Source organism: Anaerocolumna sp. MB42-C2 (assembly GCF_030913705.1).
In the GTDB taxonomy this organism is placed as follows: Bacteria; Bacillota; Clostridia; order Lachnospirales; family Lachnospiraceae; genus Anaerocolumna.
Genome location: NZ_CP133190.1, coordinates 360,284 through 374,215, shown reverse-complemented (window position 1 = coordinate 374,215; position 13,932 = coordinate 360,284). Strand labels below are relative to the sequence as shown.

The 13,932-nt window shown below is 33.8% G+C and carries 12 protein-coding genes; all 12 read left to right on the top strand.

Annotated features, from left to right (window positions below):
- The first annotated feature begins 2 nt into the window (after positions 1 to 2).
- The 12 genes from RBU59_RS01650 (at position 3) to RBU59_RS01595 (ending at position 13,866) form a co-directional block, all read left to right on the top strand.
- A complete protein-coding gene (locus RBU59_RS01650) occupies positions 3 to 368 on the top strand; it encodes a BlaI/MecI/CopY family transcriptional regulator (protein WP_308146148.1) in 366 nt (121 codons plus the stop codon).
- A 517-nt stretch (positions 369 to 885) separates the two neighbouring features.
- Positions 886 to 2,322, top strand: a complete 1,437-nt coding sequence (locus RBU59_RS01645; RefSeq protein WP_308146147.1) for an NADP-dependent glyceraldehyde-3-phosphate dehydrogenase — start codon at positions 886 to 888, stop codon at positions 2,320 to 2,322.
- A gap of 295 nt (positions 2,323 to 2,617) precedes the next feature.
- A complete protein-coding gene (locus tag RBU59_RS01640) occupies positions 2,618 to 2,995 on the top strand; it encodes a GntR family transcriptional regulator (RefSeq protein ID WP_308146146.1) in 378 nt (125 codons plus the stop codon).
- Positions 2,988 to 3,890, top strand: coding sequence for an ABC transporter ATP-binding protein (locus tag RBU59_RS01635; RefSeq protein WP_308146145.1), 903 nt, complete (start codon positions 2,988 to 2,990; stop codon positions 3,888 to 3,890). Before RBU59_RS01640 ends, RBU59_RS01635 begins: the two co-directional genes overlap by 8 nt.
- A complete protein-coding gene (locus RBU59_RS01630; RefSeq protein WP_308146144.1) occupies positions 3,865 to 5,913 on the top strand; it encodes a DUF6449 domain-containing protein in 2,049 nt (682 codons plus the stop codon). Before RBU59_RS01635 ends, RBU59_RS01630 begins: the two co-directional genes overlap by 26 nt.
- A 304-nt stretch (positions 5,914 to 6,217) precedes the next feature.
- Positions 6,218 to 6,784: a glycerol-3-phosphate responsive antiterminator gene (locus RBU59_RS01625; protein ID WP_308146143.1), complete on the top strand. Its 567-nt coding sequence runs from the start codon at positions 6,218 to 6,220 to the stop codon at positions 6,782 to 6,784.
- A 145-nt stretch (positions 6,785 to 6,929) separates the two neighbouring features.
- Positions 6,930 to 8,375: an NAD(P)/FAD-dependent oxidoreductase gene (locus RBU59_RS01620; protein ID WP_308146142.1), complete on the top strand. Its 1,446-nt coding sequence runs from the start codon at positions 6,930 to 6,932 to the stop codon at positions 8,373 to 8,375.
- A gap of 91 nt (positions 8,376 to 8,466) precedes the next feature.
- On the top strand, positions 8,467 to 9,738 hold the full coding sequence (locus RBU59_RS01615; RefSeq protein ID WP_308148524.1) for an NAD(P)/FAD-dependent oxidoreductase: 1,272 nt from the start codon (positions 8,467 to 8,469) through the stop codon (positions 9,736 to 9,738).
- 60 nt (positions 9,739 to 9,798) lie between these two features.
- Entirely contained in the window at positions 9,799 to 10,167 is a 369-nt protein-coding gene (locus RBU59_RS01610) for a DUF1667 domain-containing protein (protein WP_308146141.1), read from the top strand.
- Between the two features lie 389 nt (positions 10,168 to 10,556).
- Entirely contained in the window at positions 10,557 to 11,855 is a 1,299-nt protein-coding gene (locus RBU59_RS01605; RefSeq protein ID WP_308146140.1) for an MFS transporter, read from the top strand.
- Positions 11,856 to 12,166: 311 nt separating this feature from the next.
- Positions 12,167 to 13,057 carry a DMT family transporter gene (locus RBU59_RS01600; RefSeq protein WP_308146139.1) on the top strand — a complete coding sequence of 297 codons (891 nt, stop codon included), beginning with the start codon at positions 12,167 to 12,169 and terminating at the stop codon, positions 13,055 to 13,057.
- Positions 13,058 to 13,224: 167 nt separating this feature from the next.
- The gene (locus RBU59_RS01595; protein WP_308146138.1) at positions 13,225 to 13,866 is read left to right on the top strand and encodes a YczE/YyaS/YitT family protein; all 642 of its coding nucleotides are present in this window, start codon (positions 13,225 to 13,227) and stop codon (positions 13,864 to 13,866) included.
- Positions 13,867 to 13,932: the final 66 nt, after the last annotated feature.

The following is a 13,932-nucleotide window of genomic DNA, read 5'->3' as shown; positions in this document are numbered from 1 at the left end:
GGATGAATGAAATACGTCTACACGAGGGGGAATTAAATATTATGGAGTTATTATGGTCAAATAAAGTTTTAGCAGCAAAAGATATCTCCAAAATAATAAAAGAATATATTGGGTGGGAAAAAAATACAACATACACGGTAATAAAACGTTTAATTGATAAAGGGGCTATTAAACGGGAAGATCCCGGATTCTTATGCAAGGCATTGATTTCTAAGAGAACCGTTCAAAACATTGAAACCAAGGCATTACTAAATAAATTTTATAATGGCTCTCTAAATACTTTTCTATCCGAGTATTTGAAATATCAAAAATTATCACCTGGAGAACTGCTTGAGATGGAGAGAATTGTAAGCGAGCAGAAATTATAAGGAGACAAAAAGTTAGAAAAGAAAGATTTAAGATAATAATTTTAATAAGGTAAAAATATATAAGGGGTTATATTTTAAAAGGATAAAAATTAGAGAAAATAAAAAATATAAGGTAAAAATACTTTCGGCAACAGATTATAGTAGTTTATAATAGCTTGCATAAAAGAAAAAGAGTGGATTGAAAGTGATAAAATCACATACAAACCACTTTTTTTTTATTAAGATAATCCTAACAGCAAACAAAATCTGTGATTTAGAAAACAGTTAAGAATCATAAGAATTAATAATAAGTACAGAGTACCGGTAAGAGAGATTTATTTCGATTAATAATTTAGTATTAAACTTTTTTCAATTATTTTTATCATTGTGATATATTAAACACAAAAAATTATATTTCTTCTTACAAACCATATTACTTATAAATTATTTGAAAATCTGAATACTATTCATAGCAAGTATATTTTAATATATAATATTAATGGCTATATAAGTATTGCATAAAGAAAGGAGACACAATATGAGCAATCACAGTTACAACGTTAATGACTTAACGGATAAAAATGAGAATCGTCAATATATACAGATTACTTCACCATTAGATAATTCTATAATAGGAAAAGTGCCGGCTTTAACACAAGAGGAAGCTGATTTGGCAATTCAATCGGCAAAAGCAGCATTTTCCTCCTGGAGAAATGTACCCCTAAATGAAAGAGCAGAAATTTTATATAAGGCTGCGGATATCCTGGTGGAACATATAGACAGACTCACAGAATTATTAGTGAGAGAAGTAGGTAAAGATAGAAAAAGCGCGGGTGCTGAAATAACAAGAACTGCAGATTTTATCCGGTTTACTGCAGATACAGCTAAAAGTATACATGGAGAAAGTATTCAGGGAGATACCTTTTCTGGGTTTAATAAAGAAAAATTTGCTGTGGTTACCAGAGAACCTGTTGGAGTTGTTCTTGCCATTTCGCCTTTTAATTATCCCATTAATCTTGCAACCTCAAAGATAGCACCGGCACTGATAGCAGGTAATACGGTTGTATTTAAACCGGCTACAACCGGAAGCTTATGTGGAGTTGAATTAGTAAACATATTTAAAGCTGCCGGACTGCCGGAGGGAGTTTTAAATATAATAACCGGCAAAGGAAGTGTAATCGGTGATTACGTTGTAACTCATCCGGACATAAACTTTGTAAATTTTACCGGAAGTACAGAAGTTGGTATCGGTATTTCAGAAAAAGCCCATATGGTTCCTTTACTAATGGAATTAGGCGGTAAAGATGCTGCAATCGTATTAAAGGATGCTGATTTAGCATTTGCCGCAAAAAATATAATTGCAGGAGCTTTTTCTTATTCAGGGCAGCGTTGTACCGCTGTAAAACGAATCCTGGTGTTAGATGAAGTGGCAGATTTATTAATCTCCCATCTAAAAGATGAAATTGAAAAATTACAGGTTGGTAACCCTCTAGAGAAACAAGTAGATATCGTACCTTTAATTAATACGAAAGCAGCTGATTATGTGTGGGATTTAATTGAAGATGCGAAAGCAAAAGGTGCCCGGTTAATATATGGAGGAAAGAGAGAAGAGAATCTTATTTATCCAACCTTATTTGATTGTGTAACTACTGATATGCGAGTTGCCTGGGAAGAACCATTTGGACCGGTTTTACCGATTCTTCGTGTTAATAGTATAGATGAAGCAGTGAATCTGGCAAATCAATCCGAATATGGATTGCAGAGCTCCGTATTTACAGAGAATTTACATGATGCATTTCATGTAGCAAGCAGACTGGAAGTAGGTACAGTTCAGGTAAATAATAAAACAGAGCGTGGACCGGACCATTTTCCGTTTTTAGGAGTTAAAAAATCCGGAATAGGAACACAGGGAATCCGTTATTCCATCGAAGCAATGACTAGGGTTAAAGCAACGGTTATAAATCTAAGTCACTAAAAAATATCATAAGCTGTAACAAATAGCAGAATATACATGTTTTTTATTTTTTTAGGCAAGTATAGAAAACTATTATGTTACAGCCTATTTTTTACTTGACTTTTTTTATAGAAATCTATATACTAAGTGTACTAATAAGAATAGTACACGCGATATGGAATATACTATAGTTAGATTGTAATTAAAAACAATAAAGAACAGATTAAATAATAAACGATACTTTATAAATGATTTATAGCGAATTGATTAATTAATTACAATTATGCGATTTAATAATTAAAAGAAAGGAGCCTTTATGATCATTATTGACTACAAAGACCGCAGACCTATATACGAACAGATAGTGGAACGATTTCAGGATTTAATTTTGCGGGGAGTATTACAACCGGATTCCCAACTGCCCTCCGTAAGGAACTTATCTATGGAATTATCCATCAATCCGAATACAATTCAGAAAGCATATACAGAATTAGAGAGAAGAGGTTTTACCTATTCTGTCAAAGGAAGAGGTAGTTTTATAGCAGCCAACGGTAATCTGATTGAATGTAAAAAAGAAGAACTTTTAGAGGAATTACTGACATTAGTAAAAAAAGGTAAAGAATTAGGGATAAAAAGAGAACAATTTATGAGTAAATTAGACGAGGGATACAAGGAGGTTATCAAAGATGATTGAAGTTTCAAATGTTACAAAGCGGTTTGATGAGATCATAGCCGTAGATCAGATTACAGCTTCCATACGGGAGGGTAATGTATTTGGTTTAATTGGAACCAACGGAGCAGGAAAAAGTACTTTTCTGCGGATATTATGCGGTATTCTAAAACCGGATACCGGATCTGTTAAAGTGGACGGTTTGGAGGTATACGAGGCTACCCAGGCTAAAGAATTGTTTTTCTATATATCGGATGACCAGTACTTCTTTAGTAATGCCACTCCGGAAGATATGAGAAAGTTTTATAAGATCAGTTACAAGAACTTTGATGATAAACGGTTTGATACGATGATGAAACAATTTGATTTAGATCCCAAACGGAAAATAAATACCTTTTCCAAGGGTATGAAAAAACAAATATCTGTTATTTGCGGGGTATGTGCCAATACGAAGTATATATTTTGTGACGAAACTTTTGACGGTTTAGATCCGGTTATGAGGCAGGCTGTTAAAAGTATATTTGCAAAAGAAATGTCTGATCGGAATATGACACCGGTAATTGCTTCCCATAATTTACGTGAACTGGAGGATATCTGTGATCATGTAGGATTGCTTCACAAAGGCGGTATTTTATTTTCAAAAGATTTATTTGATATGAAATTAAGTATTCACAAGATACAATGTGTATTTCAAAAAGAAGAGGACGTTAATATTGTATTTCAGGGGATAGAAGTTCTGAAAATAGACAAAAGAGGTTCTCTTTATACCATAACAGCCAGGGGAGCCGGTCAAGAAATAACTAAGCGGATTGAAGACGTTAATCCGGTTTTTGCGGAAGTTCTTCCCTTGACCTTGGAAGAAATCTTTATCAGTGAAACGGAGGTAGTTGGTTATGACATCAAGAAACTTATTTTCTAAATTTTTAAAAGAAGATTTAAAGAGAAGAATATGGGCTATAGCACTGGCTTTTTTAGTACTTTTTTTGTTTCTACCTGTTGCCTGTGCTATTATGATTGGAAATTACAGAGATGTTATATCCCGCACGTATATCATTAATTCCTTAACAAACTTACTGGAATCCCAGTCAGTATTGCTTATAATGATTACAATTGCCGGAGCCGTAATCTGTGGTTTAAGCAGTTTTTTCTATCTGCATTCAAAAAAGAAAGTAGATTTATATCACAGTATTCCAATAAAGCGGGAAACTATGTTTGCTGCTTGTTATTTGAACGGAATTTTGATCTATATTGTACCTTATATCTTTAATCTTTTATTGTGTTTTATCGTATTACAGATAAACGGTTTTATGAGCAGTTCCATTCTCGCTATTGCTTTATCAGCTTTAGTTGTGAATTTACTATATTACTGTTTAATTTATACGCTTTTAGTAATTGCGGCTATGTTAACGGGTAATTTTATTATCAACTGTTTTGGAGCTGCTGTCTTTATATTGTATGGACCAATGGTCAAACTGATTAAGGAAATGTATTTTAGTGATTTTTTTAAAACATATTACGCAAGGAATGATTTTGAATCGAAATATTTATTCTTATCCCCTCTCGGAAGTTATGTTGAGGCCGTACAAAAAATAAACAAGGTACTAAATAAAGATGTATTTTTTAATATAACCAGTGCTGTTATAGTTATAGTTCTAATGATAGGGTTTGCTTTGTTTTTATATAAGGAACGGCCGTCGGAAGCAGCGGGCAAAGCTATGGCCTTCTCCATATCCAAACCAATCATCAAATTTTTACTTGTCATCCCTATAACAATGGGAGGAGGAATTATTTTCAGGGAAATATCCTATAACAGAGCGGATGGCTGGTGGTTGTTCGGAATGATATTTTCTTTCTTATTATCCTATGCATTAATAGAGATAATCTATAATTTTGATATCCGCTGCGCATTTCATAATAAGAAACATATTTTATTTAGTGCCATAGCGGTAGTATTAATAGCAGGATTTTTTAGATTCGATGTTTTAAGATATGATAGTTATATTCCGGATAAAGCCAAAATAGAGAGTATGAGTGTTGCAATTACCGGCGTGGATGATGATATGGATTATTACAGCGCTGATATCAGGAACTATAGCAATGTTAGTTACCAACTGAAAAATATGAAATTAACCGATTTTGATGTGACATACCAACTAGTAAAACAAGGGTTAGAAAAACCATTAAAAGAAACCGAGAAACGGCAGTCATATACTTATTATGTAAAATATAATTTAAAAAGCAAAAGAACAGTTTATAGAACGTATGTTTTAAAAGGTAATTATGATAGTCTAAAAAATATTTTTGCAAGGAAAGAGTATAAAGAAGGACATTATCCAATTAATCAATGGAAAGTCCAGGATATTCAAACTATATCCTGCGATAATGTACTCGAATATAAAAAATTCAATTTCAGTAACGAAGATAAGCAACAATTACTTGATATTTATAAAGAAGAATTATTTACTCTTTCTTTAGATGATTTAAGAGATACTATTCCGCTTGCAAGAATTATATTTGAATTTAAAGACGACAGAGCTCAATATAATGTCTATCCAAGCTGCATTAAAACCATAGATTTCTTAAAGAAACATGGGTTTAATGCTGATGCAGTAATGGATGTAACTAATATCGATGAAATAGTAGTATCAAATAATCAGGTAATGGACAAAAAGCAGATGGATATGGAACGTAAATCTCAAACAGTATCCGGTATTACCAAGTCGTTTAAGGATAAAGAACAAATGAAAGAAATCTATGCAGCTTTAATACCAGAGGATTATTATTGGAATAATACTGGTTTTATAGAGGCATATGAATCGGTTAACGTGATTGTCACCTTTATTCAAGATGAATATGGTAATAAAGGACAGGAATCGTTTCTATTTAAAAAAGACCAGATTCCGGAGTTTGTTAAAACGGCTTTGTCAATAAAGGAAGAATAATATTATCCGGCATATAAAAGCTTCTTTACTACTTAAAAAGGCAGAAGAAGCTTTTTTGTGTTTATATGAAACACTTAAATAATAATATTATCATTTTTTCTGATTTATGATATAATTAATGAGAATAGTCTTGCTAGGAACAAATGAGCCAAAAGCCTCGGATACGAGACAACGAAAAATAGCAAAAGAAGCTATTTTCGGGATTTATGCCCATAAAGGTTTGGACATTAGTATACTTAGTTTAACTTAATTTTAAAAGTATAATAGGACATAAGCGGGAAATTGCTGAAAGGGGAATGCTACTATGAATAAAAGCTTTATGGATATGATGGAGGAATGTCCGATCATTGCGGCTGTTAAAGATTATGATGGATTAAATAAATGTCTGGAATCAGAAAGTAAAATCATATTTATATTATTCGGAGACATACTGACAATAACCGATATCGTTAGAACGGTAAAAGAAAGTGGACGTATTGCTATCATTCATATTGATTTGATAGGCGGACTTAGCTCTAAGGAAATTGCAATAGATTTTATAAAAAATAACACCAAAGCAGACGGAATTATCTCGACGAAGCAGGTATTGATTAAACATGCTAAGGAACTTGGTCTATTTACCGTGTTTCGGTTTTTTGTTATTGATTCCCTGGCTTTTGAACATATAAAAAAACAAAGTGAGATGGTAAAACCGGATTATATAGAAATACTTCCCGGTGTAATGCCCAAAGTGATAAAGCGCATCAGCACTATGGCCAATGTACCGGTTATCGCCGGAGGACTTATATCAGATAAAGAAGATGTAATTGCTGCCCTATCTGCCGGTGCGGTTTCTATTTCCTCCACAAATCCGGAGGTCTGGTTTATGTAAAAAAGTTGTTGTAATTTACCAATCGATATGATATGATTTAGTTAATTAAATAATTATTGCGTGAGAATTGGAGTCAAGCAAATACAATATCTTTACAAGATGTTGTTTGCTTGCTTTTTTTTATGTCTTTTTAGGAGGAAAACATATGTTGGATGTAATTATTATAGGAGCAGGGGTAGTCGGATGTGCAATTGCAAGAGAATTATCAAGGTATCAGTTAAAAATTCTTGTGCTGGATAAAGAGAGCGATGTGTGCGAAGGCACATCAAAAGCAAACAGTGCAATCGTACATGCGGGATATGACGCTAAGGCAGGCAGTCTGAAAGCAAAACTTAATGTTGAAGGAAATAAGTTAATGGAGGACTTGTCACATGAACTGGATTTTGCATTTCGAAGAAATGGCTCCCTGGTCCTATGTTTTCAGAAAGAGGAACGGGAGCAGCTGGAAAAGTTACTGGATAATGGTCTTAAAAATGGAGTAACCGGTCTTAAAATCCTTGAAAAAGAGGAAATTATTAAGATGGAACCAAATATCACTGATGAGGTCTGCGCTGCATTATATGCACCTACAGGAGGTATCGTCTGCCCGTTTAATTTAACAATAGCACTTGCGGAAAATGCATTTGTTAATGGAGTGGAATTTAAACTGAATACGGAAGTTATGGATATTAAAAAAATAAAAGGGACTACCTATGATAATTGTTACAAAGTAAAAACGAAGCAAGGAGAGTTTGATACTAAAATTATTATTAATGCAGCCGGAGTGTATGCGGATAAGTTCCATAACATGGTCAGTGAGGATAAGATGCTTATCACAGCAAGAAAAGGAGAATATTGTCTTCTGGATAAAACGGTTGGGAATTTTGTTAATAAAACCGTTTTTCAATTACCGAATAAATATGGTAAAGGAGTTTTAGTAACTCCAACTATTCATGGAAACCTTCTAATTGGTCCAACAGCTCTGGATATTCAGGATAAGGAATTAATTAATACAACTGCCGATGCCCTGAATGAAGTAATAAAAAAGGCAGAGAAAAGTGTTAATAAGCTGCCGGCTAATAAAATCATAACATCCTTTGCAGGACTTCGTGCCCATACTGAGCAGGAGGATTTTATCATTGAAGAAGTGAAAGACGCTCCGGGATTTATTGACGTGGCAGGAATAGAATCACCCGGGTTGTCTTCTGCACCTGCAATTGGCAGATTTGTAGAAAAAATAGTGTTACAGATACTGCCATCTGAAAAGAAGGTTAATTTTATCAGCCATAGAAAAGGTGTAATGAATCCGTTAGCTTTAACTTATGAGGAACGAGAAGAATTCATTAAAAAGTACCCGGCATATGCCAATGTGATTTGCCGATGTGAAACTGTAACAGAAGGAGAAATTATGGATGCCATAAATCGTCCTTTAGGTGCCGATACTCTTGATGGTATTAAAAGAAGAACCAGAGCCGGTTCAGGTAGGTGTCAAGCCGGCTTTTGCCTGCCAAAAACTATGTCGATTCTTGCGAGAGAACTTCATGTTGATAGAAAAGATATTACGAAATGTGGTGGAAAATCTAATATTCTGCTAAAACCGGATATGGATTGAGAAAAGCAGGCCAAGAAGAACAAATGTTTGGAAAAGGTCAGTATGGAGGTTGAATTAAATGAAAAATAATAGGAAAGAGGAAACACTTATTATGAAAAATTATGATATCATCATTATTGGCGGCGGACCGGCAGGTCTTGCAGCAGCCGTCGAAGTCTCAAAAAGCGGATGTTGCAGTATATTAATCCTGGAACGGGATAAAGAATTGGGTGGGATATTAAATCAATGTATTCATAATGGATTTGGATTGCATACTTTTAAAGAAGAACTAACCGGTCCGGAATATGCGGACAGATTTATTACCATGGTGAATGATTTAAAGATAGAATATAAGCTGAATACAATGGTAATTGACATAAATGAAGAGAAACAGATTACTGCCATGAGCAAAGAAGAGGGTTTATTTACCCTAAAAGCAAAGGCTGTTATATTGGCTATGGGATGCCGTGAACGGGCAAGGGGAGCTCTTAATATACCGGGATACCGTCCGGCAGGTATTTTCTCAGCAGGTACAGCTCAACATTTACTGAATATTGAGGGACTTATGCCGGGAAAAGAAGTTGTTATTTTAGGTTCCGGAGATATTGGATTAATAATGGCCAGAAGAATGACTTTAGAGGGGGCAACGGTTAAGGTTGTAGCTGAATTAATGCCTTACTCCGGCGGCTTAAAGAGAAATATAGTCCAATGCCTGGATGATTACCAGATACCTCTTAAATTGAATCATACGATTGTAGATATTGATGGTAAAGAGCGTATTCAAGGTGTTACGTTAGCGAAAGTAGATGAAAACCGAAAGCCGATACCAGGTACGGAAGAGTATATTTCTTGTGATACCCTTTTATTATCGGTTGGACTGCTACCGGAAAATGAACTTTCACAAGGTATGGGTGTAAAATTAGATCCGGTTACCTCAGGTCCAATTGTAAATGATAAATTAGAGACGAACAAAAAGGGAGTATTCGCCTGCGGTAATGTATTACATGTGCATGACCTGGTTGATTTTGTTTCCAAAGAAGCGAGTGTGGCAGGAAGAAATGCTTCTGAATATGTGAAAAGTTTTAATGCCAAGCCAGATAATATGTCGGATAAAGTTATTCCACTTATTCCGGAAAATGGAGTACGATACACCGTACCTCAATGGATAAACTCTGAGAATATGGAAGAAATTTTAACAGTTCGTTTTCGAGTCGGCAATGTCTATCAAAATAAAAATATAAGTGTTTATTTTGATGACTGCCTTCTTTCAAAAAGAAAAAAGAAAATAATGGCGCCCGGTGAAATGGAAGAAATAAAACTGAAAAAGCAGGATTTGCTCCGTTACCCATCCTTAAATAAAATCATAGTTAGAATTGAAGATTAAAAAAGTTATAACAGCTGGATCAATTGTATAACAAGTTTAAAGCAAGATTGGAGAGTTATGATGGAAAAGAGAGATTTAATCTGTATTGGATGCCCATTAGGCTGTATGATTCAGGTAGAGATGCAAAATGGATTAATCAGTAACATAACAGGTAATTCATGTAAAATAGGTGAGGATTATGTCAGAAAAGAAGTAACAAATCCAACCAGGATTGTCACCTCATCAATCAGGGTACTCAATGGTACTGCGCCAATGGTTTCAGTTAAAACCAGTAAGGACATACCAAAAGACAAAATCAAAGAGTGTATGGAAGCAATAAAATCCTGTACAATAAATGCTCCGGTACATGTAGGAGATAAAGTGATTAAAAATGTTGCAGGTACGGATGCCGATATCATAATTACTAAAAATATTGATAAGGCAGCATGAACATGAAATAAAAAAAGGATATTATAAATCGATTAAATCCTGTTGCTGTTCACTCCCCTGCATAAAGCCTGTGAACGGTAACCTAAATCCACCTTTTTTTTTACAAAAATATTTCAATGAATTATTGTGCGATGAAACATTATATAATATAATTACTTTCATATATTAGTATACTCCAGTGTAACAAACTACGTACGCCATCCTAGCGTGAGTTTGTTGCAAAGGAGCTATTATCCCAAAATTACGGAGGTAATAAAATGAAAATGTGTATTGTTCTCGCTCCATGCAAAGTCAGGTAAGGTAGAGATTGCATGGAGGATATAAGATAATATCTATCTCATTTTGACTTTGTACTTTCTATTAGATAAAAGAATAGGAGTAAAGTTAGAGTGAAAATAAAAAAACAGGATAAAGAATTATTTAACTTTTATTGGTTTGCAATAGGACAATTTGCTTCTCAATTTGGCAGTAAAATGACAAGTTTTGGTTTAATTCTGTGGTCTTATAAGGAGAGCGGGTCCGTTTTATCAACATCTTTACTGACCGTATGTTATTTATTTCCGGAAGTTCTTTTCAGTTTTATAGCAGGGACGATAAGTGACAGCTGGAATAAGAAAAAAATCATGCTTGTAACTGATTCCATTGCAGCTATATTTTCTTTTGGAGTATTTATTTTATTAGGGACAAAATCATTAAGATTGGAATATCTTTACCTGATTAATTTTATCTTAGGTATAACAGATTCCTTTCAATCTCCGGCATCGGCGGTTACCGTATCTGTAATCGTATCCAAAGAAAATTATATAAAAACAAGTGGTTTGCAATCTTTTTTTAATTCCTTTTCAGGAATTTTTGCGCCAGTGGCAGCAACTTCCATCTATGCGTTCAGCGGTTTAAGAAATGTAATATTAATTGATCTTTCAACCTTTCTCTTTGCAATTATTACTTTATTAACACTTGTTAAGATTCCAAGAATATCGGTTACAAATGTCGAGAAAGAGTCCTTGTGGGGAAAGTGTAAGATTGGGATAAAGTATATCCTTGTTCGAAAAGATATCTTTAGTTTAATCCAGTTTATGGCATTTATTAATCTTATAGCTGCAATTTATAATGCTGTTCTGACACCTATGATATTATTAAGAAATGGAAATAACGATTTTCAATTGGGCATTGTTACAAGTGCCGTTGGAATTGCCGGACTGTTTGGCAGCGTTATCGTATCGAAAGTTCAGCAGACATCCAGAAGAATACCATTAATAATAAACATAATGTCATTTTCCTTTTTAATATGTAATAGTATGTTGGGAGTTGGTCGAAATTATTATATTTGGACTAGTGCCGTATTTTTAGGAAATGCATTAATACCACTGCTGCTGGCAAATGTTGATTATATTATGAGAATCAAAATTCCGGTAGATATGCAGGGAAGAGTGTTCTCGGCGCGAAATACTTTACAATATACCTCCATCCCTATTGGTAATATAACCGGTGGTTTTTTGGCAGATCATGTTTTCGAGCCATATATGAAAAAAAATTCTGCTTTTTTAACATTTTTTGAAGCAATCGTTGGTAAAGGATCCGGTAATGGAATTGCTTTGCTCTATATTTGCTTGGGGATAATTGGATTTGCAGGATGTTGTATTTTTCGAATGAATAAAAATTTGCGGAAATTGGATGAAATATCCTAATATTTATGAGTTATACATTTAACGAAACTATCAAATAAAATATTATATTACAGTTATTTAATTAACAGTATAAAACCCTAAGCTTAAAAAAGAGAGTCTAAGCTTAGGGTTTTATTTATGTAAATTTCTAATATTTACTTGAATATCATAGTTAGCGGAACATAACAATCTATTGCAGATTGTTTACCAAAGATTGTTTATTCCTTGAAATATATAGAATAGTTCTTATTCAGTTTACAAATGTAATAATTTATGATAGTATAATCACATAACCCCCCCAGGGGGGATGCTGTGAAACAGGAGATAACAGTATGAACGGTAAACAAAAAACTTCCTTTATATGGGCAATTTTAGCTGCTACACTTTATGCTGTTAGTACTCCACTGTCAAAATTACTTCTGCAACATATACCACCAACAATTATGGCTTCTTTTTTGTACCTGGGTGCCGGAATAGGAATGTATGTGATAAGATTATTCCGTATAAAATTCAGATCAATATCCAAAGAACAAATATTAACAAAAAAAGAAATTCCTTATACGGTTGGAATGGTTGTTTTAGACATAGCAGCACCAATTTTTTTAATGTTCGGTTTAGACCAAACTACTTCAGCAAATGCGTCACTTCTAAATAACTTTGAGATTGTATCAACTTCTTTGATTGCATTATTATTTTTCCATGAAACGATTCATAAAAAGCTTTGGATTGCAATTGGATTAATAACCTTTTCCAGTTTGATATTATCTTTTGAGGATAGCAGCAGCCTCTCTTTTTCAGCCGGATCTATCTTAGTAATTCTCGCCTGTGTATGCTGGGGCTTAGAAAATAATTGCACCAGGATGCTTTCAGCAAAAGACCCTATGCAAATTGTAGTTATTAAAGGCTTTGGATCCGGATTCTGCTCACTTGTAATTGCTTTATTTATAGGTGAGCAATTAGTAAATATTAAATATATGATTCTTGCCTTAATAATAGGCTTTCTATCATATGGATTAAGTATTTTTTTCTACATTTATGCCCAAAGGGAGCTTGGAGCAGTTAAAACAAGTACCTATTATGCTTTTGCACCTTTTATCGGTGTTATTTTTTCCAATATCGTTCTTAGAGAAAAACCATCAATAACTTTTGCCATTGCTTTTTTGTTTATGTTGGCAGGCACAAATTTTGTTTCTTCTGACTCTAAATCAAACTTAAAATCCTAAAAAAATGTATAAAATGGCCATAGAGTTTTACAAATATTCGTTGTATAATAGGAAAGGTTTTATCGTTAAAATAATGACGAAGTCCAAATAGAAGATTAGCGTTAAGAAATATCAGGTGAATGACAAAATATGACCCGATGGATTAAGGCAAAAGTTAGGAGTTATGCATGCAAAAGAAAGTAAAACGAATTTTAATGGCTTTAATAGGTGTCACAATCAGTGGAATTTGTGTAGGAATATTTAATACGGCAGTGTTGGGAGCGGATCCTTTTACTGTATTTGTAACCGGCATCGGTAATATTTTTGGATTTGAATACGGAAGTGTTTACCCGATTGTTACAGGGATATGTCTGGTATTTGTATTTTTTATAGATAAGCATTATATAGGTATCGCAACTATCTTTAATTTGTTCGGAGTTGGATTAGTAGGGCAGATAACAATGGATTCATTAGCACTTATTTTTCATAATGAACCTCTGTGGGCGAGAATATTATTATTGCTGTTTGGTTTAGTTTTATTATGTTTTGGATCATCACTGTATTTTACTGCCGACTTAGGAGTTTCTGCTTATGATGCTATGGCGCTGATTCTGTCCAGGAAAACACCGATAACATTTCGTATATGCAGAATCAGTACAGATGTAATTTGTGTTATTATCGGCTTTATATTTAAAGCTACCATTGGTATTGGAACACTGCTTACTGCATTTTTTATGGGACCGGTAATTCAATGGTTTATCGAACATGTAGCAATACCGATGTTAAATGGTAAAGAACCAGTAACGGATGATTATGTAAAACAAGTTTGATTGAAATGTTATCAGGAAACACGAACACCATATCCTAGGTATAAAATATCGATATAAAATCTAACC